The following is a 24,616-nucleotide window of genomic DNA, read 5'->3' on the forward strand; positions in this document are numbered from 1 at the left end:
CAAGCCTCCCACCGCGCAAATCAAATGCAATATTCGCCAGGTTGATTCCCCGCAAGCTTTGTTTCGGAGCGATAGGAATATTCCGTATAAGGTTGCGCCTGTGGTCTATCTTCAAGGTCAATGCGCGCCATTGTTCTGATTCAAGGAGTTGCCTATGAAGAAGCGTGTCGTGTTGATTGAAGATCACCCTGCGATGCGTTTAGCGATCCGCTCTCTGCTGGAGCAGGACTCGCAGTTCGAAGTCGTCCGGGAGTCCGCCGATGGTCATGGCGGGCTGGAAGCGGTGCGCAAGGAGCGCCCGGACCTGGTGATACTGGACCTCAACCTGCCGGGCATGGACGGTCTGGATCTGCTTGCGCGTATCCATATCTTCGATGACAACATCCGCCTGCTGGTTCTGAGCTCCCAGGATGAACGTCTGTACTCGAGCAAGGTCGAAGCCGCCGGAGCACACGGTTTCGTCAGCAAGAACAAGGACACCAGTGCCATTCTCAACGCGGCGCGGATGCTGGTTTCCGGCTACCGCTGCTTCCCGGAGAAGGCGCTGAGCGTCGAGAAGAACGCAGACCCGGTGGCCAGCCTGACACCCCGTGAGCTGGTGGTACTGCGCAGCCTCGTGAGAGGCATGAGCAACAAGGACATCGCCGAGGAACTCTTCCTCAGCCAGAAGACCGTGAGCACCTACAAGACCCGCATCCTGGAAAAGCTGAACCTGGACAGTCTCGTGGATCTGGTGGAGTTCGCCCGCACCCATCGCCTCAATGATTGACCGGCAGCAATAACACCCAGCAGCGGCCATCGAATCGAAGAAGCCCAGGCGTGCCATACTTCCATGGCACGTCACGACGGAAACGACCCTCGCCATGCCCAAAGGATTGAAGCGCGCGATCGGCGCGATTTTGCTGCTCTTCCTCTTCTACTGCCTGCTGGGCTTCCTGATTCTTCCCGGCGTTGCCCTGCGCGTGGCCAATCAGCAACTGGCGCAGTACGCGACGGTTCCCGCCACGCTCGAGCGCATCGAACTCAACCCCTTCACCCTGAAGCTGACGCTCTGGGGCCTGAAGCTGGGCCAGGACGGCGAGGAGCAGGTCCGCTTCCGCCGCCTGTACGCCAACCTGGAACTCGACAGCCTCTGGAAGCGCCGCCTGCACCTGGCCGACGTCGAGCTCGACGCTCCGCATACCGAGTTGCTGTTCGCCGAGAACGGCACGCTCAACCTGTCGCAACTCTTCAAGCTGCCGCCCAGCGAACCGGCCCCCGCAAACGAAGAGCCCAGCCAGCCCTTCCCTCTGCGCATCGACCGCATCCGCCTCGCCGAAGGCAGCCTGCACTTCCAGGACCGCCGCCCCAGCGAGCCGGTCGACTTCGTTTTCAACCCGCTGGGCTTTGAGCTGCATAACCTCAGCACGCTGCCCGAAGATGGCGCGAAGATGACATTGATCGCCACCGGCCCGCACGGCGGCAAGCTCGACTGGGAAGGCGACCTGAGTATCGTCCCGCTGACCTCCAAGGGCAGCCTCAAGGTCCGCGACATTCCGCTCAAGGCCTGGTGGCCCTACGTCCGGGACAACGCCCCGCTGAACCTGGAAAACGGCGTCCTCGGACTCTCCGCGGAGTACCGGCTGGATCTTTCCAAGGACACCCAGCTATTGCTCGAAAAAACCGCCCTGAACCTGCGGGATTTCAGCATCAAGACGCCCGATGGCAAGCCGCTGGCCAAGCTGGCAACTCTCGATGTCGCCGACACCACCCTGGACCTCGCCAAGCAGGAAGTGGTGGTTGGCCAGATTCGCAGCCAGGGCCTGGAAGCCTGGGCCGCGCGGGAAAAAGACGGGCAACTGGACTGGCAGAAGCTCTTCGCCAACTTCAAACCCTACAAACGCCCCGAAGAACCCACACCCCAGGCGCAAGCCAAGCCGACCCCGGAAGCGAAGCCCGAGCTGGCCGCCAGCGACAAGCCAGCTGCCACCAAGAGCGAAACCGCAACCGCCGTAGCCGATACCCAGCCTGCCGCCTCGGCAGAGGTGGCAAATACCGCCCAGCCGCCTGCGCCAACCGAAGCGAAGCCCGCTGCTGCGCCACAACCGGCGAAGGAGTGGCACGTCGTCCTGCGCGACACCCAGCTGCGCGGCTACAAGGCCCACCTGGCCGATCGCGCGCCCGCCAAGCCGGTGAATCTCGAAGTGGGCCCCCTGGACCTGGACATGCAGGACTTCGACAGCCTGCGCACGACCCCCTTCAAGCTCAAGCTCAAGACCGGGCTCGGGCAGCACGGGCAGATCGATGCCAGTGGCCAGGTCATCCTCAGTCCCGTCAGCGCCAAGCTGAAGGTCGCCACCCGTGACATCGACCTGCGCGTGGCGCAGGCCTACATCGATCCGTTCATTCGCCTGGAGCTGCGCAGCGGCCTGCTCGCCAGCGACCTCGACGTCGACCTCAAGGGCACCGAGCCCCTCGCCTTCGGCGTCACCGGCAGCGCACAGGTCACCCAGTTGCATACGCTGGACACCATCAAGACCCGCGACTTCGTCAAATGGACCAAGCTGACCCTCGACGGCCTGGCCTACAAGCATGGCGACAGCCTGGTGATCCAGGCCATCTCGCTGGAAGAACCGTATGCGCGCTTCATCATCAACGAGGATCGCAGCACCAACGTCAGCGAGCTGATCATCCCGCAACCGGAGTCTTCGTCAGCCACCAAGGGTGGCAGCAGCGGCGGTGAGAGCAAGCCGCTGGGCATCCGTATCGGCGGGGTGAAGATCAACAATGGCTCGGCCAACTTCGCCGACCTGACGCTGCGCCCGGACTTCGCCACCGCCATCCAGCAACTGGGCGGCGCGATCGGTACCATCGACAACCGCAACCCCGCACCCGCCTCGGTGGACGTGAAGGGCAAGGTCGACAAGTACGCGCCGGTCACCATCAAGGGCAGCCTCAATCCTTTCTCGCCGCTGGAGAAGCTGGACATCGCCACCAGCTTCAAGCGCGTCGAGCTGACGACCCTGACGCCCTATTCCGGCAAGTTCGCCGGCTACCGCATCCGCAAGGGCCGGCTGAACCTGGACCTGCACTACCAGATCACCCAGGGCAAGCTCAAAGCCGACAACAAGGTCCTGGTGGAACACCTGCAACTGGGTGAGAAGGTCGATAGCCCGGATGCCGTGGATCTGCCGGTGAAGCTCGCGGTCGCCCTGCTCAAGGACGCCAACGGCAACATCGACATCCAGCTGCCGGTGGAAGGCGACCTGAACAATCCGCAGTTCAGCGTCATGCCCATCGTCTGGCAAACCCTGCGCAACCTGGTCGTACGCGCGGTGCAGGCACCCTTCAAGTTCATCGCCGGCCTGGCGGGCGGCGGCGAAGAGGATCTGGGCAGCGTGGTATTCGCCCCCGGCTCCAGCGAACTGGATTCGGCTGCGCAGGCCAACCTGGACAAGCTGGTCGGCGCGCTCAAGCAGCGTCCTGCGCTGAGGCTGGAAGTCGAGGGTGTCAGCGCCGCCGCCAGCGACGGTCCGCTACTGGCCGACAAGCGCCTGCAGGAGGAATACCGCAAGAACTACTACAGCATGTTGCAGCGGCGCGGCGACAAGGTACCCAGCGATGCCAGCAAGCTGGAGGTCCCGGAGGACCTTCAGCCGGCCCTGCTCGAAGGCATCTACCGCACACGCCTGAAGACGCAGCCACCGGCGGAATGGCAGAAACTCAGCAAGGACGAGCGCTCGGCGAAGATGCGCCAGGCCGTGCTCGATTCCTGGAGCGATAGCCAGTTGCTGCTGCGCAAGCTCGGCCAGGAGCGCGCCACGCAGATCAAGGACTATCTGGTCAGCAAGGGCGGTCTTGGCGATGACCGCGTATACCTCATCGACGTCAGCTTCGGCGAGGCGGAGAATGGTGGCAAAGTGGCCACCCAGCTTCACCTCGACAGCGAATAAGGAGTCGTTCGATGAAAGCCCTGACCTGGACGTCCTGCGCCCTGCTGCTTTGCGCGGCAGGCGCCCAGGCGGAAACCATGCGTTGCGGCAGCGCCCTGATCAATTCCGGCGACCGCGCCTGGGAAGTCGAACAGAAGTGTGGCGCGCCGGATCACCGCGATGAGGTCGGCTACACCCTCAGCGGGTATGACCACCGCGAGTACCGGGTCGAAGAGTGGGTCTACGGCCCGCGCAACGGCACCAGCTACATCCTCACCTTCGAAGCCAACAAGCTCAAAAGCATCGAGTTCAAACGCAATTGAAGACGCCTCTCGTACTGCGCCTGGCAGCCCTGCTGCTGCCCCTCTCCTTCACAGCCATTGACGCACAGGCCGCCAGCCTGCGCTGCAGCAGCAAGCTGATCAGCACCGGCGATGTCACCAGCGACGTGCTCAGTCGCTGCGGCGAGCCGGTCAGCCGCTCTTTCCTCGGCTACAAACAGGTGCCCGGCCCCCGTTACGGCGAGTCCATGGAAGTGGCCGTGGAGGAATGGATCTACGGCCCCTGGAGCGGCATGCTGTATTTCGTTCGCTTCGAAGGCAACCGCCTGAGCGATATCCAGAGCAAGCGCAGCGGCAACTGACAGGCGTACTGGCGAGATGCTAGTCTCGCGGCCATTCACGCCACCCGCGCCAAGGACCGGTCGCCATGGTCATCGTCCCCGCCGAGCACCCGCTGGACTGGAAGAAGCCTCCCGTCATCACGCTGCTGCTGATCCTCCTCAACGTCCTCATCTACTTCGGCTACCAGGGTGGCGACACGACGCGCCGCGAAGAGGCGGTGCGGGTCTATCTGGACCAGGATCTACTCAGCCGCGAACGCCCACTGTTCAGCGCCTCGCTTGAGCATCGCGAGCGACTGGAAGCCAACCAGCAGCGGGCCCTGGAAGCCCTGCCCCGCCAGCAACTGGCCTGGCTCGTACTGGCTGACCTGGAATTCGGACATGAACTGCGCGCTCTGCCGGCCTTCCAGCAGGACGCGAACTGGCAGGCAGCCCGCGCCAAGGCCGAGGCCGCCCGCGACCTGACCAGCAGCCTGCGCTTCGGCTTCGTCCCGGAGCGATTCACCGTCACCGGTCTGTTCGGCTCGATGTTCCTGCATGGCAGCTTCTGGCATCTCGCCGGCAACATGGTGTTCCTGTTCATCTTCGGGTTTGCGCTCGAGGCAGCGCTGGGCCGAGCGATGTACCTGGGCCTCTACCTGTTCAGCGGGCTGTGTTCCGGACTGCTGTGGTGGGCGCTGGACCCGTCCTGGGTGCCGGGCATCGGCGCCTCCGGGGCGATTTCCGGGCTGATGGGCATGTACATCGGAGTCTACGGCCTGCGGCGCATCCGTTTCTTCTACTGGCTGGGCCCGCTGCTGGGGTACTTCAAGGCCCCGGCGCTGTGGATTCTGCCGCTGTGGCTGGGCAAGGAACTGTACGGCCTGGTCCGCGCCGCCGACCATGTGAACTACTACGCGCACATCGGCGGGCTGATTTCCGGCTTCGCTGCCGTGTGGCTACCGCGCCAACTGGGTCGCCTGCGCGTCGACGAGGCCTACCTGGCCAAGGAAGACCCTGACGCCCCCTTCAAGCGTGCTCTCGCCGCGCTGGATGAACAGATCGGCCGCTTCGCCCTCGACCAGGCCGCCGCCCGCGGGCCAGAGCTACTGCGCCAGTTCCCCGGCCAGCCGCAATTGATCGACCGCCTTTACGGGGTAGCCAAGGCACGCCAGGACCGCTCCCTGATGAGCGAAACGCTCAAGCAACTGTTCGCCCTGCCGCCCGCCCCCGCAACCGATGCGATGCTGCGCCGGCTGGGCGAAGACAGCAGCGCCAACCAGCCTGGCCTGCTGGCGCACCCGGCCATCCAGATGCACCTGCTGCGCCGGCTGCTGCAACTCAATGAATCGACACAGGCGCTGAACAGCTGGCGCCGGCTGGCCCGCTCCGGGCAGCTACCGGAACCGCTCCCCGGGCTAACTCTGCAACTCGCCAAACAGATGGGCCAGCGCCGCGACGTGCAGACGGTACGCGAGCTATCGCGCTTCCTCCGCGAGCACTATCCGGAGGCCGACCCCACCCGTCAGTTGGCGATCTACCAGCAGCACCTCTCGGCATGACGCAGAAATGAAAAAGCCCCGCCGGTGAACCGGCGGGGCTTGGGACTTCCGTGTTTCCGAGCGCTACAGGTGGCGGCTGAAATCGCGGACTTCCTCTTCCGCCTTTTCACGCGTCCAGCCATAGCGTTCCTGCAGCTTGCCTACCAGGTACTCGGCGTGTCCGTCCGCCGCCTGCAGGTCGTCGTCGGTGAGCTTGCCCCACTTTTCCTTGAGTGTGCCGGACAGCTGCTTCCACTTGCCTTTGATGACGTCAGTATTCATGGCGATCCTCCTCAATGAAGCTGTTCAAGGTCTCACCAAGTGCGGGCAGACAGGCGGGAACAGGTCCAAGTGATCGGTAGGTAGGGGCGTTCCTTATTCGACCGACTTCAGTCCGTCAGCGGATACGGCTTTCACGCCTTTGATGTCCTGTGCGGTTTTCACCGCCAGATCCTTCTCGGAATCGGACTTCACGTTACCCGACAGGGAAACCACACCCTTGTTGGTTTCGACCTTGATGTTGGTACCGCTGATGTCCTTGTTGGCGATCAGGCTGGATTTCACCTTGCTGGTGATCCAGGTATCGGAAACCGCCTCTTCAGTCTTCTGGACTGTCTCGTTGGCGGCCAGCGTCGTCGGCTGGGCGAACACCGAGTTGGCGAACGAGAAGCTCAGGGCGGTTGCGGTGGCAGCGGCAAGGGCCAGTTTGTTGAAACGTTTCATGGCGGTTTCTCCTGAATTATTGGAAAACTGCGGCCCGTTCCTGGCAGCAGTTGCACTAGAACTATCGCAAGCCCTGTGCCAGCTTCCGAATTACAGTTAAAACCTTAAAAATCAATTACTTATAATTAATCCGCAACCACCGGAAAGTTGCAGATTGCACAACTGGCCGCTGTGTTCAATGCAACTTGCACGATTCCTTTCAGGAATTCCTGCCCAGTTTCGCCAGAACGGCCTCCAACTGTACGACCTCGCCCATCTGCTCGAACGCAGGGTAGCGCTGGCGAATGAAGGCGAGCAGTTGCCGAGCCGGCTCGACCTGGCCCAGGTCCTCGGAGAAGCCGCGCGCCGCGAGCAGGTACGCGCGTGGAATGCCGGGGTAGTCCGGGAAGCGCTTGTGCAGATTGCGCAACAGGCTCAGTCCCTCACGCGCCTTGTGCCGTTGCAGCAACACCTCGGCGATGCGTTCGCAGACCGAAGGGTCCTCGGGCAGGTAGTCCGCCTGCATCTGGCGAGCATTGAGAAACGCATTGGCGGCCAGCTGTGGATTCAGTCGTCCCGCCAGTGCCAGGTAATGCGGCAGGTGACTCAGGCATTCGGCACGATCGTTCACCGCGAACAGCAACTGGTGATAACGCTCATTGAGCTTCAGATCCTGCCGCCCCTCACGCAAGGCTGCCAGCAGGATCTCCAGGGCGGCGCCGGTCTGCCCCTCCTTCACCCGCACTTCAGCCTCGGCCAATGCCTTGCGTCGATGCCATTCCGGCGCAGCGAAGCCCGCCGGAGCATCGTCACCAGCGGTCACGTAGCCCAGCTCCCCCTGATACTGGAACACCGCATAGCCCATCATGGCGCACATCACCACGCTGAAATAACCGGTCAGCGCCGCCACCACCGGCACCATCACAACGCGTGGCAAGCCGTGGGACAGCAGCCAGCCGACATAGCTGGGTGACTGCCAGAGAATGAACAGGAACACGCAGAGAATCAGGTAGCGCCAGCCCATGGCGGCAATGACCTGCCCCACCTCGCCAGGGCTGAGTGCCGCGCCCAGGCTCTTGTCCAGCGACAGGCGGATGATGCTCGCCGGCAGCACCAGCATGATGGCGATGTTGGCCGCCCAGTAGATCGCCTCGCTATGGAAGTCCGCCGCCAGCCACAGCAATACCAGGGCGATCAGGAACACCGCGAGTTGCTGGAAAAACGTTCGCAGGCTGTCCAGCCTGAAGGCCTCCGCCAATCCTGGCGCCTCCTGGCCACCGAAGCTCGCCGCTTCGATCACGCTGTGCAGGTACTTGGTCGCCACACTCAGCAGCAGGAGCCAGAGCAACAGCACTTTCGGCATGAATACGCAGGCCAGGGCCAACAGGGCGCAGAAAGCCAAGGGGCCGATCTGGAAGCCGTAGGCGAAGAACCTTGGCAGACGCTCCCAGAATGGTTGCGCGGTGTTCGCCGCGCCCAGGAAGCGCAGATGGCCACGGCACAGCGGGCAGGCCGGCGCATACTCGGGCGCATCGGCATTGAGCGGAATACAGCAGTCGCCGTAATGCCGCTCGCACGGCAGGCAGTGCCAGGTAGCAGGCTGGGCACTGTGGTAGTGGCAGTAACGCTTGTCCATCTCGAGGCGTCCTTGAAGCGAGATCGGCGATGCGGCATTTTCAAGGCAAAAAAAGAGGGCCCGCAAGGGCCCTCTCTTCATTTCGCTACTGCTTAGACGCCGGAGGCTTCTGCTGCAGCGACGTCCTTGATGGACAGCTTGATGCGGCCACGGTTGTCCACATCGAGAACCAGGACTTTGACTTCCTGGCCTTCCTGCAGAACGTCGGTGACCTTGTCGATGCGCTTGTCGCTGATTTGCGAGATGTGCACCAGACCATCCTTGCCCGGCAGGATGTTGACGAAGGCACCGAAGTCAACGATGCGCTCGACCTTGCCGACGTAGATCTTGCCGATCTCGGCTTCCGCGGTGATGCCCAGGACGCGCTGCTTGGCGGCCTCGGCAGCTTCCTTGGTTTCGCCGTAGATCTTCACGCTGCCATCGTCCTCGATGTCGATCGAGGCCTTGGTCTCTTCGCAGATGCTGCGAATGGTGGCGCCGCCCTTGCCGATGACGTCGCGGATCTTGTCGGTGTCGATCTTCATCTGGATCATGGTCGGAGCATTTTCCGACAGCTCTGCACGCGGAGCGGCAATGATCTGGTTCATCTGGCCGAGGATGTTCAGGCGAGCTTCCAGGGCTTGGCCCAGGGCGATCTCCATGATCTCTTCGGTGATGCCGTTGATCTTGATGTCCATCTGCAGGGCAGTCACGCCCTTGTCGGTACCGGCGACCTTGAAGTCCATGTCGCCCAGGTGGTCTTCGTCACCCAGGATGTCGGTCAGGATGGCGAACTTGTCACCTTCCTTCACCAGACCCATGGCGATACCGGCAACCGGCGCCTTGACCGGCACACCGGCGTCCATCAGGGCCAGGGAAGCACCGCAGACGGAAGCCATGGAGCTGGAACCGTTGGATTCGGTGATCTCGGAAACGACGCGGATGGTGTAGGGGAACTCGTCCTGGGTCGGCAGCATGGCAGCAACGCTGCGGCGTGCCAGACGGCCGTGGCCGATTTCACGACGGCCTGCGCTACCCATACGGCCACACTCGCCCACCGAGAACGGCGGGAAGTTGTAGTGCAGCATGAAGGGGTCTTTGCGCTCGCCTTCGAGGGTGTCGAGCAGTTGGGCGTCACGGGCGGTGCCGAGGGTGGCAACGACCAGGGCCTGGGTTTCGCCACGGGTGAACAGCGCCGAGCCGTGGGTCTTGCCCAGTACGCCGACTTCGATCTTCAGCGGGCGAACGGTGCGGGTGTCGCGGCCGTCGATACGCGGTTTGCCGTTGACGATGTTCTCGCGAACGGTGCGGTATTCCAGCAAGCCGAATACGTCTTTGACTTCCGCGGCCGGGAACTGACCTTCGCCTTCACCAGCGAACTTGGCGACGATCTCGTCGCGCAGTGCGCTCAGGGCCGCGTAACGGTCCTGCTTGATGGTGACGGTGTAGGCTTCGGAAATGGCGGCACCGAACTCGGCCTTGATGGTGTTGACCAGAGCGGTGTTCTCGACCGGCGCGGTCCAGTTCCAGGTCGGCTTGCCAGCTTCGGTAGCCAGCTCGGCAACGGCGCGGATGACCGACTGGAATTCTTCGTGGGCGTACAGCACAGCGCCCAGCATCTGGTCTTCGGTCAGCTCGTCGGCTTCGGATTCAACCATCAGCACGGCGTCGGAGGTACCGGCCACGACCATGTCGAGGCTGGAGCTCTGCTGCTGCTCGTAGGTCGGGTTGAGGATGTAGCCGATTTCCGGATGGAAACCAACGCGGGCGGCGCCGATCGGGCCGGCGAACGGAATGCCGGAGATCGCCAGGGCGGCGGAGGTGCCGATCATGGCAGCGATGTCCGGATCGGACTTCTTGTTGGTCGAAACGACGGTGCAGACAACCTGCACTTCGTTCATGAAACCTTCGGGGAACAGCGGACGGATCGGACGGTCGATCAGGCGCGAGGTCAGGGTTTCCTTCTCGGAAGGACGGCCTTCACGCTTGAAGAAACCACCGGGGATGCGGCCGGCTGCGTAGGTCTTCTCCTGGTAGTGCACGGAGAGCGGGAAGAAGCTCTTGCTCGGGTCGGCCTGCTTGGCACCGACGACGGTGCACAGCACGGTGACGTCGTCCATGGTAACCAGGACGGCACCGGTGGCCTGGCGGGCAATGCGGCCAGTCTCGAGGGTTACGGTCGATTGACCGAATTGGAATTTCTTGATTACCGGGTTCACGGTTTCTCTACCTTCTCGTTGTTGCCTTGGGGGAAATGGTGGAAATGCCGGGAGTCGGACCCGATGCGATTCCCAAAAAAGCGAGAAGCCGGGAGCCCAAGGCCGACGAACGGTTTGCACCGTTCATCAGCCCCAGACTCCCAGCTTCCCACTTCAGGCTTGCCGTCTTAGCGACGCAGGCCCAGGCGACCGATCAGGGCGCTGTAACGAGTAGTGTCCTTGCTCTTCAGGTAGTCCAGCAGCTTACGACGCTGGTTGACCATACGGATCAGGCCACGACGGGAGTGGTGGTCTTTGCCGTTGGCCTTGAAGTGGTCCTGCAGCTTGTTGATGTTGGCGGACAGCAGTGCAACTTGCACTTCCGGAGAACCGGTGTCGCCTTCAGCTTGCTTGTACTCGTTAACGATCTGGGCTTTTTCTTGGACGCTCAGTGCCATGATGGGGCTTCCTCTGAGGTAACAGGCCAGGGACTTCTCCCTGTGTTCATATAAGAGGTGTGACCGTGCCTGTTGACAGCCACCCTCGGGTTTTCGGCCTTAAGACCGAATCAGTCGACGCGGCGCAATCCGCCCGTCGTCAGCCACTTCACCGATGCCGATGAAGCGACCTTCGTGATCCTGCACCCGCAACATGCCGAACTTCGGCGCTTCGGGGGCGCGCACCGGCTGCCCGTGCAGCCAGTAGTAGGCGCTGTGCTCGGAAAGCTGCAGCAGCGGCCAATGTTCCAGACCGGCATCCACCGGCAACAGGAAGCGGTCGAGGGCCTCGTTGCCACCCTCGGCATGAATCTTCTCGAGCTCCTCCAGCGTCACCGATTGGTTCAGTTGGAACGGCCCGGCCTGAGTCCGGCGCAGCGCGGCGACATGACCGCCACACCCGAGTTCGCGGCCGATGTCTTCCACCAGAGTGCGAATGTAGGTGCCCTTGCTGCAGGAAACGGCCATCGTCGCGCAGGGCGACTCGAAGGCGAGCAAATCCAGGCGCGCAATAGTAACAGAACGCGCCTCGCGCTCCACTACCTCTCCTGCTCGGGCCAGCTTGTACAACGGCTGCCCATCCTTCTTGAGTGCCGAATACATGGGCGGCACCTGCTCTATGTCGCCACGGAAGCGCGGCAGTACGGCTTCGATGGCGTCCCGACCGACGGTCACGTCGCGCTGCTCGACCACTTCACCTTCGGCGTCGCCGGTGGTGGTAGTGGTGCCCAGCAGGGCCACGGTTTCGTAGGCCTTGTCGGCATCCAGCAGGTACTGGGAGAACTTGGTTGCCTCGCCGAAGCACAACGGCAGCACACCAGTGGCCAGCGGGTCGAGACTGCCGGTGTGGCCGGCCTTCTCGGCATTGAGCAGCCAGCGCACCTTCTGCAGGGCCTGGTTGGAGCTCATGCCGCGTGGCTTGTCGAGCACCAGCACGCCGTTGACCGCACGGCGAATGCGTTTGACCTGCGCCACGGCTTACTCCTCGGAGTCGCCGCCATGGCGGCGATCTTCTGCCACCGCACGCTCGATCAGCGCCGAGAGCTCGGCACCACGGCGAATACTGGCGTCGTAGCTGAAGTGCAGCTGCGGCACGGTGCGAAGCTTCATTGCCTTACCCAGGTGCATGCGCAGGTAACCCGCCGCATCGTTGAGGATGCTGGTGTTCTGCTTCACGACTTCGGCATTGTCGTCCTGGCCCATCACGGTGACGTACACCTTGGCATGGGACAGGTCGCGGGCCACGTCGACGCCGGTGATGGTCACCAGGCCCAGACGGGGGTCCTTGATTTCACGCTGGATCAGCAGCGCCAGTTCGCGCTGCATCTGGTCGCCGATACGCTGGGTACGGCTGTACTCTTTGGCCATTTTCCTAACCTGCTTACCCGAGCCGCAGGGCTCCGGCATCAATTACGGGTTTGAATTCAACCGGATGACTAGGCGGGAAGCCGAAGACAGTGCTTCAGCACGGCGAGGCTTCCCAATGACGTCATACGGTTGAAGGCAAATCCGTATAAGCGGCAAACGCCCGGGGCAGCTGGTTAGCTGGCCCGGGCGCTGCGTTCACGCTCGAATACCCTTACAGAGTACGAGCGACTTCGACCTTCTCGAACACTTCGATCTTGTCGCCGACGCGGACGTCGTTGTAGCTCTTCACGCCGATACCGCACTCCATGCCGGCACGTACTTCCGAGACGTCATCCTTGAAGCGACGCAGGGATTCCAGCTCGCCTTCGAAGATGACCACGTCGTCGCGCAGTACACGGATCGGACGGTTGCGGTGCACCAGACCCTCGGTGACCATGCAGCCGGCGACCGCGCCGAACTTCGGCGAACGGAACACGTCACGCACTTCGGCGATACCCAGGATGTTCTCGCGAACATCGCTGCCGAGCATGCCGGTCAGGGCTTTCTTGACGTCTTCGATGATGTCGTAGATCACGTTGTAGTAACGCATGTCGAGGCCTTCGGACTCGACGATCTTGCGCGCACCAGCGTCAGCACGGACGTTGAAGCCGAACAGCACCGCGTTGGAGGCCAGCGCCAGGTTGGCATCGGACTCGGTTATACCACCGACGCCGCCACCGACCACGCGAACCTGCACCTCGTCGTTGCCCAGGCCGCTGAGCGAGCCCTGCAGGGCTTCCAGCGAACCACGGACATCGGACTTGAGGACGATGTTGAGGGTCTTCTTCTCTTCCTGGCCCATGTTCTCGAAGATGTTTTCCAGCTTGCCGGCGTGGGCACGAGCCAGTTTCACTTCGCGGAACTTGCCCTGACGGAACAGAGCGACTTCGCGGGCTTTCTTCTCGTCGGCAACCACGGTCATCTCGTCACCGGCATCCGGAGTGCCATCCAGGCCGAGGATCTCGACCGGAATGGACGGACCGGCTTCCTTGATCGGCTTGCCGTTCTCGTCGAGCATCGCACGAACGCGGCCGTAGTTGACGCCGACCAGCACCATGTCGCCCTGACGCAGGGTGCCGTCCTGGACCAGCACGGTGGCTACCGGGCCACGGCCCTTGTCCAGACGGGACTCGACCACCACGCCACGGCCCGGGGCCGACGGAGTGGCTTTGAGTTCGAGTACTTCAGCCTGCAGCAGTACGGCTTCGAGCAGCTCGTCGACGCCGGTACCCAGCTTCGCGGAAACGTGAACGTACGGAGCATCGCCGCCCCACTCTTCCGGGATCACATCCAGAGCGGCCAGGCCGTTCTTGATGTTGTCCGGGTTGGCATCGGGCTTGTCGATCTTGTTCACCGCAACCACGATCGGCACGCCAGCCGCTTTCGCGTGCTGCACGGCTTCCTGGGTCTGCGGCATCACGCCGTCGTCCGCTGCCACCACGAGGATGACGATGTCGGTCGCCTGGGCACCACGGGCACGCATCGCGGTGAACGCGGCGTGGCCAGGGGTGTCGAGGAAGGTGACCATGCCGCGGTCGGTTTCCACGTGGTAGGCACCGATGTGCTGGGTGATGCCACCGGCTTCGCCAGCTGCAACCTTCGCACGACGGATGTAGTCGAGCAGCGAGGTCTTGCCGTGGTCGACGTGGCCCATCACGGTCACGACCGGCGCACGGGAAACCGCTTCACCTTCGAACTTCAGCGACTCGGCCAGTTGTTCTTCCAGGGCGTTCTCGCTGACCAGCTTGACCTTGTGGCCGAGTTCTTCGGCGATCAGCTGGGCGGTCTCCTGGTCGAGTACCTGGTTGATGGTCACCGGGGTGCCCATCTTGAACATGAACTTGACGACCTCGGCACCCTTCACCGACATCTGGGCAGCCAGTTCGCCCACGGTGATGGTCTCGCCGATATTCACTTCACGCACAATCGGTCCTGTCGGGCTCTGGAACCCGTGCTGGTTACGCTTCTTCAGCTTGCCCTTGCCGCGGCCACCGCCACGACGGCCAAAGCTGTCGTCGTCGTCGCCACCACCACTGCGTACAACGCGCGGCGCAGTGGTCTTTTCCTTTTCCTTGATCGACGGGCGATGCTGGGCATGCTTGCGATCACGGCGCTCATCCTCGTCGTCACGCTTGGGCACGCGGCGAGGCTCTTCCTTCTTGCGGTCATCCGCAGCAGGAGCAGCCGGAGCAGCAACTGCCGGCGCAGGAGCGGCGGCACGCGGAGCTTCCGTAGCAGCCGGAGCGGCGCCGGTGGAAGTCGGTGCAACTTCAGCGGCCGAACGAGCAGCATCCGCCTGACGACGGGACTCCTCCTCGGCAGCGCGCTGACGAGCCTCTTCCTCGGCCTTCAGACGTACAGCTTCTTCCGCGGCACGCTGCTCTTCCAGCTCGCGCTGGCGCTCGGCCTCGAGCTCTTCAGGGTCACGCTTGACGTAGGTTTTCTTCTTGCGAACCTCGACGCTGACGGTCTTGCTGCCAGCGACCCTCAAGGTCGAAGTGGTCTTGCGTTGCAGGGTGATCTTGCGCGGCTCTTCCGCGCGCTCACCGTGGCTGCCTTTCAGGTGGGCCAGCAGCGCTTGCTTCTCGCTGTCGGTCACCACCTGCTCGGCGTTGTTATGGGGCAGACCCGCTTCGCGCATCTGCTGCAGCAGGCGCTCCACCGGCGTATCGACCGTCTTGGCCAGTTCTTTCACCGTGACTTGCGTCATGCACTTCTCTCCTCAGGCCGCGAATGCTTACTCGAACCAATGGGCCCGGGCGGCCATGATCAACTTGCCGGCACGCTCTTCGTCCATGCCGTCGATGTCGAGCAGATCGTCAATGGATTGCTCGGCAAGATCTTCACGGGTGGTTACGCCACGCAGCGCCAGGTCCACGGCCAGCTCTTTGGTCATGCCATCGAGGCTGAGCAGGTCTTCGGCAGGTTGTGCGTCGGCGAGTTTCTCTTCAGTGGCGATGGCTTTGGTCAGCAGGCGATCCTTGGCGCGCGAGCGCAGCTCGTTGACGATGTCCTCGTCGAAGCCGTCGATGCTGAGCATCTCTTCCATCGGTACGTAGGCGATTTCTTCCAGGGTGGTGAAGCCTTCTTCAACCAGTACCTGGGCCAGCTCTTCGTCGACATCAAGCTCTTCGACGAAACGCTGCAGGATGTCGCCAGTTTCAGCCTGCTGCTTGGCCTGGATATCGGCCTCGGTCATCACGTTCAGGGTCCAGCCGGTGAGCTGGCTGGCCAGACGTACGTTCTGGCCACTGCGGCCAATAGCCTGGGCCAGGTTGTCTTCGGCAACGGCGATATCCATGGTGTGGGTATCTTCGTCGACGATGATTGCTGCCACCTCGGCCGGAGCCATGGCGTTGATCACGAACTGCGCAGGGTTGTCGTCCCACAGGACGATGTCCACACGCTCGCCACCCAGTTCGCCGGAAACGGCCTGGACGCGGGAACCACGCATACCGATGCAGGCGCCCTGCGGATCGATGCGCTTGTCCTTGGAGCGAACAGCGATCTTGGCGCGCGAACCCGGGTCACGGGCGGCGGCCATCACGTCGATCAGTTGCTCGGCGATTTCAGGTACTTCAATGCGGAACAGCTCGATCAGCATTTCCGGCGCGGTGCGCGAGAGGATCAGCTGCGGGCCGCGGTTCTCGCTGCGAATTTCCTTGAGCAGCGCACGCAGGCGGGTGCCGACACGGAAGGTTTCGCGCGGGATGATCTGGTCGCGGGCCAATAACGCTTCGGCGTTGTTACCCAGGTCGACGATCACGTTGTCGCGAGTCACCTTCTTCACGGTGCCGGAGATGATCTCGTTGACCTTCTCGCGGTAGGCGTCGACCACCTGGGCGCGCTCGGCTTCACGCACCTTCTGTACGATGACCTGCTTGGCGGTCTGTGCGGCGATACGGCCGAACTCGATGGATTCGATCTTCTCTTCGATGACCTCGCCGGCCTTCATGCCGGGGTGATCTTCCTGCACGTCTTCGACGGTCAGTTCCGATGCCGGATTGGAGTAATCCTCGTCCTCGACGATGGTCCAGCGACGGAAGGTTTCGTAGTTGCCGTTGGCGCGATTGATTTCCACGCGCAGGTCAACTTCGTCCTCGAAACGCTTTTTGGTCGCGGTCGCCAGGGCCAGTTCCAGCGCTTCGAAAATCACGCCTGGCGGAACACCCTTCTCGTTGGATACCGACTCAACAACCAGCAGTACTTCTTTGCTCATCGTACGCCTCGCCTTTCAATCCATTGGAATCCGCGCTCTGGCGGCTCACTCAAATCGGGGAATGATGTTGGCCTTGTCGATCGAGTCGACCGGCAGCAGGTATTCATGGTCATCCACCAGGATCACCACATCCTGCTCCTCCACACCACGGAGAATGCCCTGGAAATTGCGTCGCCGTTCGAAAGGCGTGCGCAGCTTGATCTTCACTTGCTCGCCGACGTAAAGGGCGAACTGCTCAAGCGTGAAGAGCGGCCGATCCATGCCGGGCGACGACACTTCAAGCGTGTATTCGCCACTGATCGGGTCTTCCACGTCCAGGATGCCGCTGATCTGACGACTGACGATTTCGCAGTCATCCACCAGAATGCCTTCCGGACGATCGATATATACCCTCAACAGGGAATGGCGACCTTGGGAAATGAACTCCAGGCCCCAGCACTCATAGCCGAGCGCTTCTACTACAGGGGCCAACAAGGCCTGCAACTGTTCTAGCTTGCTCGACACCTGATCGCCTCGCGTATGCCGTAGAAACAAAAAATGGGCGAAACGCCCATCCCTTAAGGACCGCCTTGACCTGGCGGCGCGGACTGTCCAGCTAGCAAAAAGCCCCTTAAAAGGGGCTCTGCCAAACTGGTTGCGGGAGCTGGATTTGAACCAACGACCTTCGGGTTATGAGCCCGACGAGCTACCAGACTGCTCCATCCCGCGTCAAAGCTGGTGCGAAATTATACGGTTGAGCCACTTGAAGGTCAACCGAAACTCCGGAACGAAAAGGCCCGCACAGCGGGCCTTTCGTATATGGTACCGAGGAGGGGACTCGAACCCCTACAGCCTATGGCCACTACCACCTCAAGGTAGCGTGTCTACCAATTCCACCACCTCGGCAAAAACTCTTGCCTGCTTACTTCTGCTCAGGAGCCACCGGAACATCGCTGTTACCGGTCGCAGGAGCTTGCTGCTGCCCTTGCGCGCCCGGCACATCATTCGCTGCCGGAGCCTGTTCCTGTTTCTGCTCCATCACTGCCGGATCAGGAAGCCCAGCGTGACGAATCATATCAGCTTTTTCTTTAGCAAAATACGCTAAACCCAAGCTGGTAATGAAAAAAACCGCAGCGAGTATAGCGGTAAAACGACTCAGGAAGGTAGCGGAACCTTGGCTACCGAAAACGGTGGCCGAAGCGCCCGAACCGAACGACGCACCCGCGTCAGCCCCTTTGCCTTGCTGAAGCAGGACCAGTACAACCAGACCCAGCGCCATCAGCAGGTGAATCACGATTACAACTGTTTCCAGCATCTTCAGTTTCCTGCGGCGCGACAGATCGCACCGAACTCATCCGCATTGAGGGAGGCACCACCAATGAGCCCCCCATCGATATCCGGCATGCCGAACAGCTCGACGGCATTTGCCGCCTTGACGCTGCCGCCATACAGGAGGCGAAGGCCGCTTGCCACCTCAGCGTTCTCCGCCGAGATCTGCGCGCGAATCGCCGCATGTACTTCCTGAGCCTGTTCTGGAGAGGCCGTCAGCCCCGTCCCGATCGCCCATACCGGCTCGTAAGCCACAACAGCGCGGGTAAAAGCCCCGACGCCCAGATCTTCGATCACCGAGCCCAACTGGCGCCCGACAACCTCTAAAGTCTTGCCCGCCTCACGCTGCTCGCGGGTTTCACCCACGCACAGGATTGGAACCAGGCCACACGATTGCGCCGCAGCAAACTTGCGACTGACTACGCCGTCGTTTTCACCCAGGATCAGGCGACGCTCGGAGTGACCCACCAGCACCAGGGAGCAGCTCGCATCCACCAACTGGCTGGCTGCGATCTCGCCCGTCAAGGCACCCTGCATTGGCTCAACCGCGCAATTCTGCGCACCGACGGCAACCGCCTTTCCATCCAGACCTTGTACGACCTGATTGATGTATAGACAGGGCGGAAACACCGCCACATCGACACCCGTAGGAAGAGCCAGTTGACGCAGGCCTTTGATCAGCTCCGTTACGCTGGAGCGGGTACCGTGCATTTTCCAATTACCGGCCACCAAGGGTCGACGCATGCTGTACCTCGCTGAGCAAAGTGGGCGCAGATATTACTCGACGCTTTTGGAACTGACAAGAGAAATCAAGCACATACCTCGGTAACGACTTTTGCCAGCTGCTCGGCATAAGCACGCACACGAGATTCCTCATCACCCTCGACCATCACCCGGACCAGTGGTTCGGTGCCGGACTTGCGCAGGAGCACGCGGCCGCGACCAGCCATCTCCTCGGTCACCTTGGCGCAGGCTTCCTTGACGGCAGGATGCTCCAACGGATCGACGCCACCACCCGCGAAGCGCACGTTGATCAGCACCTGCGGACACTTACGGATCCCCATACGCGCCTCGGCGAGCGTCTGGCCACGCGCCTTGAGCGCCATCAGCACCTGCAGCGCCGCGATAATCGCATCACCGGTGGTGGTGTGCTGGCAGCAGACCACATGGCCGGAGTTTTCCCCGCCCAACTGCCAGTTTCGCGATTGCAGCTCGGACATGACGTAGCGGTCGCCCACCTTGGCCCGTGCGAACGGGATATGCAGCTCCTGCAGCGCAAGCTCCAGGCCCAGGTTGCTCATCAGCGTCCCGACCACACCACCATGAAGCTTTCCGCGATCCAGCAGATCGCGAGCAATGAGGAACAGAATCTCATCGCCGTCGACCACCACGCCGGTGTGATCGACCATCATGACGCGATCGCCATCGCCATCGAAGGCAATGCCGATGTCGGCATGCTCCGCCAGGACAGCCTCCTGCAGCGCCTCGATGTGCGTGGAGCCGCATTTTTCATTGATATTCAGCCCGTTGGGCTGCACGCCGATAACCGACACTTCGGCACCGAGTTCGCGGAAGACATTCGGTGCGATCTTGTAGGTCGCGCCGTGGGCGCAGTCCAGCGCAATGCGCAGCCCGGCGAAATCGGTGTTGGACGGCACGCTGCTCTTGCAGAACTCGATATAGCGACCTGCTGCGTCGTTGATCCGCGAGACCTTGCCCAGGCGCGCGGACTCAACCACGGTCATTGGCTGATCGAGCAACTCCTCGATGACCAACTCCACCTCGTCCGGCAGCTTGGTGCCCTGACCAGAGAAAAACTTGATGCCGTTGTCATCATGCGGATTGTGCGACGCACTGATGACGATGCCGGCCTCGGCGTGGAAAGTGCGGGTCAGGTAGGCGATACCGGGCGTAGGCATCGGGCCCAGCAGCATGACATCGGCACCCGCAGCGGACAGCCCGGCCTCCAGTGCGGACTCGAACATGTACCCGGAAATCCGGGTGTCCTTGCCCACCAGGACACGACACTTGCCCTGCTGACGGAAGGCCATGCCCACCGCCCAGCCCAGCTTGAGCACAAAGTCCGGCGTGATCGGCGGCGTGCCGACGCGACCGCGGATTCCATCGGTACCGAAATACTTCCTGCTCATGCGGACATCCCCTCTTCCTTTGCACTTTCCACTGCGTGAATCATTCGAACCACATCCACCGTCTCGGCGACGTCATGGACACGGATGATACTGGCGCCCTTGCTTACCGCGAGCGCGGCAAGGGCGAGACTGCCGTACAGGCGTTCACCCACTTCGCGACCCAGTGCGCGGCCAATCATGCTTTTGCGCGACACGCCAACCAACAACGGGCACCCCATTTCCATCAACCTGTCCATCTGCCGGAACAGGTTCAGGTTGTGACTCTGGGTCTTGGCGAAACCGAAGCCGGGATCGATGACGATCCTTTCCCGAGCGATGCCAACAGCTGCACAGGCTGCGATGCGCTCCTCGAGGAAGCCGCGGACTTCCTCGAGGATATCCGCGTAACGCGGATCGTCCTGCATGTTTCCCGGCTCGCCTCGCATGTGCATCAGGCAGACCGGCAGACCGGTGTCGACAGCCGCATCCAGGGCGCCGTCGCGTTGCAGGGAACGCACATCGTTGATCAGCCCCGCGCCGAGTCGCGCTGTTTCGCGCATCACGGCGGGCGTGGACGTGTCCACGGAAATCACCACGTCCAGCTCGCGGACGATGGCCTCGACGACTGGCGCGACACGCTCCAGCTCTTCGGTGGGCGAGACCACTCGCGCCCCGGGACGGGTCGACTCGCCGCCAATATCGATCAGCGTGGCGCCGGCCTCGACCATCTCCGCAGCATGGCGTAACGCCGCTTCGAGCTGGTCAAAGCGCCCGCCGTCAGAGAAGGAGTCAGGGGTGACATTGAGGATGCCCATGACATGCGGGCGCGTTAAATCAAGAACCCGGTTGCCGCAAGGCAACCGGGTCGGGTGGTACAACGAACTCATTCAGTGCTCTCAGTGTTCGCCGGCAGGACCGCCAATCGGGTTGTCCTGGCGACCGCCCTCGTCACGCGGCGCAGTGGCCGAGCCGGAGGAGCCGGAATTGCCGCCCTGCCAGTCGCGCGGCTCGCGCGGGTCGCGGCCGGCCATGATGTCGTCGATCTGATCGGCATCGATGGTTTCGTACTTCATCAGCGCGTCGGCCATCATGTCGAGCTTGTCGCGATTCTCTTCCAGCAGACGCTTCGCAGTGCCGTAGCAATCGTCGATGATGCGACGCACTTCCTGGTCGATCAGCTTCGCCGTCTCGCCGGAGATGTTGGAGTGCTGGCCGCCAGCGCTACGGCCGAGGAAGACCTCGCCCTCTTCTTCCGCGTACATCAGCGGACCGAGCTTCTCCGACAGCCCCCACTTGGTCACCATGTTCCGCGCCAGCTGGGTGGCACGCATGATGTCGTTGGAGGCACCAGTGGTCACACCCTCGAAGCCTAGGGTCATCTCTTCGGCGATACGGCCACCGAACAGCGAGCAGATCTGGCTTTCCAGGGCGCGCTTGGACAGGCTGTAGCGGTCCTCTTCCGGCAGGAACATGGTCACGCCCAGGGCGCGGCCGCGCGGAATGATGGAAACCTTGTAGACCGGGTCGTGTTCCGGCACGAGGCGACCGACGATGGCGTGGCCGGCTTCGTGGAACGCGGTGTTCTTCTTCTCCTTCTCGGACATGACCATGGTCTTGCGCTCGGCGCCCATCATGATCTTGTCCTTGGCCAGTTCGAACTCACGCATGTCCACAATGCGCTTGTTGGAACGAGCGGCGAACAGCGAAGCCTCGTTGACCAGGTTGGCCAGGTCGGCACCGGAGAAGCCCGGAGTACCGCGCGCGATCACGCCTGGGTCGACGTTATCGCCCAGCGGCACCTTGCGCATGTGCACTTTAAGGATCTGCTCACGCCCACGGATGTCCGGCAGGCCGACCACCACCTGACGGTCGAAGCGGCCCGGACGCAGCAGCGCGGGGTCGAGAACGTCCGGACGGTTGGTCGCGGCGATGACGATGATGCCGTCATTCATCTCGAAGCCATCCATCTCAACCAGCAACTGGTTGAGGGTCTGTTCGCGTTCGTCGTGACCGCCACCCAGGCCGGCGCCACGATGGCGGCCGACAGCGTCGATCTCGTCGATGAAGATGATGCAGGGCGCATGCTTCTTGGCCTGGTCGAACATGTCGCGAACGCGGGAGGCGCCCACGCCGACGAACATTTCCACGAAGTCCGAACCGGAAATGGTGAAGAACGGCACCTTTGCCTCGCCGGCGATGGCCTTGGCGAGCAGGGTCTTACCGGTACCGGGCGGGCCGACCATCAGCACGCCGCGCGGAATGCGGCCGCCCAGGCGCTGGAACTTGCCCGGATCGCGGAGGAACTCCACGAGCTCACTGACTTCTTCCTTGGCCTCGTCGCAACCGGCGACGTCAGCGAAGGTGGTCTTGACCTGGTCTTCCGACAACAGGCGCGCCTTGCTCTTGCCGAAGCTCATCGGGCCGCCGCGACCGCCACCGCCGCCCTGCATCTGGCGCATGAAGAACATGAAGACCGCGATGATCACCAGGATCGGGAAGCTCGCGACCAGCAGCTGGGTCCAGATGCTCTGCTGCTCGGGCTGCTTGCCTTCAACAACGACGTTGTTGTTGACCAGGTCACCGATCAGGCCATTGTCCTGGATCGCCGGGCGGATGGTCTTGAAGGTGTCGCCATCCTGGCGCTTGCCGGTGATGACGTAGCCGTCGACGGTCACGCGCTCGACCTTGCCGTCCTTCACCTGTTGGATGAAGTCCGAATAGTTGAGCGTCTGCGGCTCGCTCGGGCTGGAGAAGTTATTCATCACGGTGACGAGTACCGCCGCGATGATCAGCCACAGAATCAGGTTCTTTGCCATGTCGTTCAATTGACTACCCTCTGAAGCCGGCTCCGCCCTGGAAACCGCTTCTCACGACGGCCAGACTCCTTCCGGCCAAAATTACTACACAACCCCTGCGACACGGCAGGCGCCGTCTGTAACCCTTTATGAACCCCGGTTTTCACCGGCACAAGCAAAACCTGCAAGTCATAGACCAAAAGCCGGCCCAATCATTCCAGTCTAGGCACCGCGAAAGCCCCGTGCGAGCAGATACTGCTCCCGAGAACGGTCACGAGAAGACAGCGGCTTGCGCATCTGCACCTTCTCGAAGTTCTCGCGAACCTGCTTGTGGTAAGCGTCGAAACCCTCACCCTGGAAAATCTTGATCAGGAAATCGCCGCCCGGACGCAGCACGCGAATGCACAGGTCCAGGGCCAGCTCGCAGAGGAACATGGCACGAGGCATGTCCACGGCGGGCAGTCCACTCATATTGGGGGCCATATCCGAAATCACAAGGTCTACTGGATTTTCTCCGATGGCCTCGAGCAACTGGGCGAAAACTTCGTCCTCGGTGAAGTCACCCTGGATGAAGGTGACATCCGGGATGCTGTCCATCGGCAGGATGTCCGAGGCGATCAGCGTGCCCTTGTCACCGATCACCCGACTGGTGACCTGCGACCAGCCGCCCGGCGCGGCGCCGAGGTCGACCACGGTCATGCCGGGACGCAGGATGCGATCCTTCTCCTGGATTTCCAGCAGCTTGTAGCTGGCGCGCGAGCGATAACCGTCGCGCTGTGCCATCTTCACGTACGGATCGTCGAAATGTTCTTTCAGCCAGCGATGGCTAGTCTTGGAACGGGCCACGTATTACCTCGTCTGAGCGGCATCCCGGTAGTACCGAAACTCGGGTAGAATATCCGCCTTTTTTACCAGGGGTCAGATTATGGCGCTCTCTCAGGAGCAGAAAAAGCAGTTCAAATCTATCGGGCATCACCTGAAACCCGTATTGACCGTTGCTGAAAACGGTCTTTCGGAAGGTGTGATGGCCGAGCTTGAGCGCGCGCTCAACGATCATGAACTGATCAAGGTGCAGTTCCGCGTCACCGAACGCGACGACCGTCGCGCGCTGATCGACGAACTTTGCCAGAACGGCAGCTGCGAGCTGGTTCAGACCATCGGCAAGATGGCACTGATCTATCGCCGCAATCCAAAGCCGAACAAGAACCTGTCGAACATCAGCCGCTTCAGCGGCCTCTGACAGTCAAGACCGGCAACGCGGAGCCGGCAAGGCTCCGCCGCGTCAGGCCCGCTCGTCCTGCCCAGGCGCCGGCTGCAGCACCAGCAGCAGACCGCACAGCGCCACCACCAGGTAGTTGAACAGCAGCCAGCGCTGAGCGTCCGGCGCTACCTGGCGCACTACAAAATAAGCCGCCGCCATCACCTGCACGGTGAGCAGCAATTGCCCCCGCGTTTCACGGGTAAAGGCAGCGAACCCGCGCGCCTGCCAGAGCACCAGGGCCTGGAGCAGCACGCAGAATCCGGCAAACCCCAGCAGCAGCGGCTTCAGCGCGTCAGCGACGGCCTCCACCAGCAGCGGCGCCAGGCCGATCTTATCCAGCGCCGGCAATACCACGAACTGCAGCAGCCAGAGGCCACCGACCCAGAATGTCTGGGCCAGCAGCCAACTGATGGTGCCTGCGTTCAGGGATTG

23 protein-coding genes and 2 tRNA genes are annotated in these 24,616 nt (G+C 62.2%); 6 read left to right on the forward strand and 19 right to left on the reverse strand.

The window, feature by feature from the left end; translation table 11 throughout:
* The first annotated feature begins 154 nt into the window (after window positions 1–154).
* The 5 genes from JVX91_RS00220 to JVX91_RS00240 all read left to right on the forward strand — a co-directional run bounded on the left by JVX91_RS00220 (window position 155) and on the right by JVX91_RS00240 (window position 6,074).
* Entirely contained in the window at window positions 155–769 is a 615-nt protein-coding gene (locus JVX91_RS00220; protein WP_205337477.1) for a response regulator transcription factor, read from the forward strand.
* Window positions 770–863: 94 nt separating this feature from the next.
* Window positions 864–3,932, forward strand: a complete 3,069-nt coding sequence (locus JVX91_RS00225; RefSeq protein WP_205337478.1) for a DUF748 domain-containing protein — start codon at window positions 864–866, stop codon at window positions 3,930–3,932.
* A gap of 11 nt (window positions 3,933–3,943) precedes the next feature.
* The gene (locus JVX91_RS00230; protein ID WP_205337479.1) at window positions 3,944–4,234 is read left to right on the forward strand and encodes a DUF2845 domain-containing protein; all 291 of its coding nucleotides are present in this window, start codon (window positions 3,944–3,946) and stop codon (window positions 4,232–4,234) included.
* Window positions 4,231–4,554, forward strand: a complete 324-nt coding sequence (locus JVX91_RS00235; protein ID WP_205337480.1) for a DUF2845 domain-containing protein — start codon at window positions 4,231–4,233, stop codon at window positions 4,552–4,554. Before JVX91_RS00230 ends, JVX91_RS00235 begins: the two co-directional genes overlap by 4 nt.
* A gap of 65 nt (window positions 4,555–4,619) precedes the next feature.
* A complete protein-coding gene (locus JVX91_RS00240) occupies window positions 4,620–6,074 on the forward strand; it encodes a rhomboid family intramembrane serine protease (protein ID WP_205337481.1) in 1,455 nt (484 codons plus the stop codon).
* A gap of 63 nt (window positions 6,075–6,137) precedes the next feature.
* Here JVX91_RS00240 and JVX91_RS00245 read toward each other — a convergent pair whose 3' ends face one another.
* The 18 genes from JVX91_RS00245 to rlmE all read right to left on the reverse strand — a co-directional run bounded on the left by JVX91_RS00245 (window position 6,138) and on the right by rlmE (window position 23,769).
* On the reverse strand, window positions 6,138–6,335 hold the full coding sequence (locus tag JVX91_RS00245) for a CsbD family protein (protein ID WP_205337482.1): 198 nt from the start codon (window positions 6,333–6,335) through the stop codon (window positions 6,138–6,140).
* Between the two features lie 93 nt (window positions 6,336–6,428).
* Window positions 6,429–6,776, reverse strand: a complete 348-nt coding sequence (locus JVX91_RS00250; protein WP_205337483.1) for a BON domain-containing protein — start codon at window positions 6,774–6,776, stop codon at window positions 6,429–6,431.
* 199 nt (window positions 6,777–6,975) lie between these two features.
* On the reverse strand, window positions 6,976–8,391 hold the full coding sequence (locus tag JVX91_RS00255) for a DUF4013 domain-containing protein (RefSeq protein ID WP_205337484.1): 1,416 nt from the start codon (window positions 8,389–8,391) through the stop codon (window positions 6,976–6,978).
* A 92-nt stretch (window positions 8,392–8,483) separates the two neighbouring features.
* Complete coding sequence (gene pnp, locus JVX91_RS00260; RefSeq protein WP_205337485.1) at window positions 8,484–10,589, reverse strand: polyribonucleotide nucleotidyltransferase; 2,106 nt, start codon at window positions 10,587–10,589, stop codon at window positions 8,484–8,486.
* A 167-nt stretch (window positions 10,590–10,756) separates the two neighbouring features.
* A complete protein-coding gene (gene rpsO, locus JVX91_RS00265; protein ID WP_205337486.1) occupies window positions 10,757–11,026 on the reverse strand; it encodes a 30S ribosomal protein S15 in 270 nt (89 codons plus the stop codon).
* A 99-nt stretch (window positions 11,027–11,125) separates the two neighbouring features.
* The gene (gene truB / locus JVX91_RS00270) at window positions 11,126–12,040 is read right to left on the reverse strand and encodes a tRNA pseudouridine(55) synthase TruB (protein WP_205337487.1); all 915 of its coding nucleotides are present in this window, start codon (window positions 12,038–12,040) and stop codon (window positions 11,126–11,128) included.
* 3 nt (window positions 12,041–12,043) lie between these two features.
* A complete protein-coding gene (gene rbfA, locus JVX91_RS00275; protein ID WP_205337488.1) occupies window positions 12,044–12,433 on the reverse strand; it encodes a 30S ribosome-binding factor RbfA in 390 nt (129 codons plus the stop codon).
* Between the two features lie 211 nt (window positions 12,434–12,644).
* Entirely contained in the window at window positions 12,645–15,182 is a 2,538-nt protein-coding gene (gene infB / locus JVX91_RS00280; protein ID WP_205337489.1) for a translation initiation factor IF-2, read from the reverse strand.
* A 27-nt stretch (window positions 15,183–15,209) separates the two neighbouring features.
* Window positions 15,210–16,691: a transcription termination factor NusA gene (nusA, locus tag JVX91_RS00285; RefSeq protein WP_205337490.1), complete on the reverse strand. Its 1,482-nt coding sequence runs from the start codon at window positions 16,689–16,691 to the stop codon at window positions 15,210–15,212.
* A gap of 45 nt (window positions 16,692–16,736) precedes the next feature.
* Window positions 16,737–17,195, reverse strand: coding sequence for a ribosome maturation factor RimP (gene rimP / locus JVX91_RS00290; RefSeq protein ID WP_205337491.1), 459 nt, complete (start codon window positions 17,193–17,195; stop codon window positions 16,737–16,739).
* A 127-nt stretch (window positions 17,196–17,322) separates the two neighbouring features.
* Window positions 17,323–17,399, reverse strand: a tRNA-Met gene (locus JVX91_RS00295).
* Window positions 17,400–17,490: 91 nt separating this feature from the next.
* Window positions 17,491–17,576, reverse strand: a tRNA-Leu gene (locus JVX91_RS00300).
* A gap of 16 nt (window positions 17,577–17,592) precedes the next feature.
* Window positions 17,593–17,985, reverse strand: a complete 393-nt coding sequence (gene secG / locus JVX91_RS00305; protein ID WP_205337492.1) for a preprotein translocase subunit SecG — start codon at window positions 17,983–17,985, stop codon at window positions 17,593–17,595.
* A gap of 2 nt (window positions 17,986–17,987) precedes the next feature.
* Entirely contained in the window at window positions 17,988–18,743 is a 756-nt protein-coding gene (gene tpiA / locus JVX91_RS00310; RefSeq protein WP_205337493.1) for a triose-phosphate isomerase, read from the reverse strand.
* A 65-nt stretch (window positions 18,744–18,808) separates the two neighbouring features.
* Window positions 18,809–20,149, reverse strand: coding sequence for a phosphoglucosamine mutase (gene glmM, locus JVX91_RS00315; protein ID WP_205337494.1), 1,341 nt, complete (start codon window positions 20,147–20,149; stop codon window positions 18,809–18,811).
* Complete coding sequence (gene folP / locus JVX91_RS00320; protein WP_205337495.1) at window positions 20,146–21,015, reverse strand: dihydropteroate synthase; 870 nt, start codon at window positions 21,013–21,015, stop codon at window positions 20,146–20,148. Before folP ends, glmM begins: the two co-directional genes overlap by 4 nt.
* Before the next feature lie 9 nt (window positions 21,016–21,024).
* On the reverse strand, window positions 21,025–22,944 hold the full coding sequence (gene ftsH, locus JVX91_RS00325; RefSeq protein WP_205337496.1) for an ATP-dependent zinc metalloprotease FtsH: 1,920 nt from the start codon (window positions 22,942–22,944) through the stop codon (window positions 21,025–21,027).
* Between the two features lie 201 nt (window positions 22,945–23,145).
* Window positions 23,146–23,769 carry a 23S rRNA (uridine(2552)-2'-O)-methyltransferase RlmE gene (gene rlmE, locus JVX91_RS00330; RefSeq protein WP_205337497.1) on the reverse strand — a complete coding sequence of 208 codons (624 nt, stop codon included), beginning with the start codon at window positions 23,767–23,769 and terminating at the stop codon, window positions 23,146–23,148.
* Between the two features lie 79 nt (window positions 23,770–23,848).
* Here rlmE and JVX91_RS00335 point away from each other — a divergent pair, with 79 nt between their 5' ends.
* Entirely contained in the window at window positions 23,849–24,163 is a 315-nt protein-coding gene (locus JVX91_RS00335) for a YhbY family RNA-binding protein (RefSeq protein WP_205337498.1), read from the forward strand.
* A 42-nt stretch (window positions 24,164–24,205) separates the two neighbouring features.
* Here JVX91_RS00335 and JVX91_RS00340 read toward each other — a convergent pair whose 3' ends face one another.
* Window positions 24,206–24,610: a DUF4149 domain-containing protein gene (locus JVX91_RS00340; RefSeq protein WP_205339899.1), complete on the reverse strand. Its 405-nt coding sequence runs from the start codon at window positions 24,608–24,610 to the stop codon at window positions 24,206–24,208.
* Window positions 24,611–24,616 lie beyond the last annotated feature (6 nt).

The sequence above is a fragment of the Pseudomonas sp. PDNC002 genome (genome assembly GCF_016919445.1).
Classification (GTDB): Bacteria; Pseudomonadota; Gammaproteobacteria; order Pseudomonadales; family Pseudomonadaceae; genus Pseudomonas.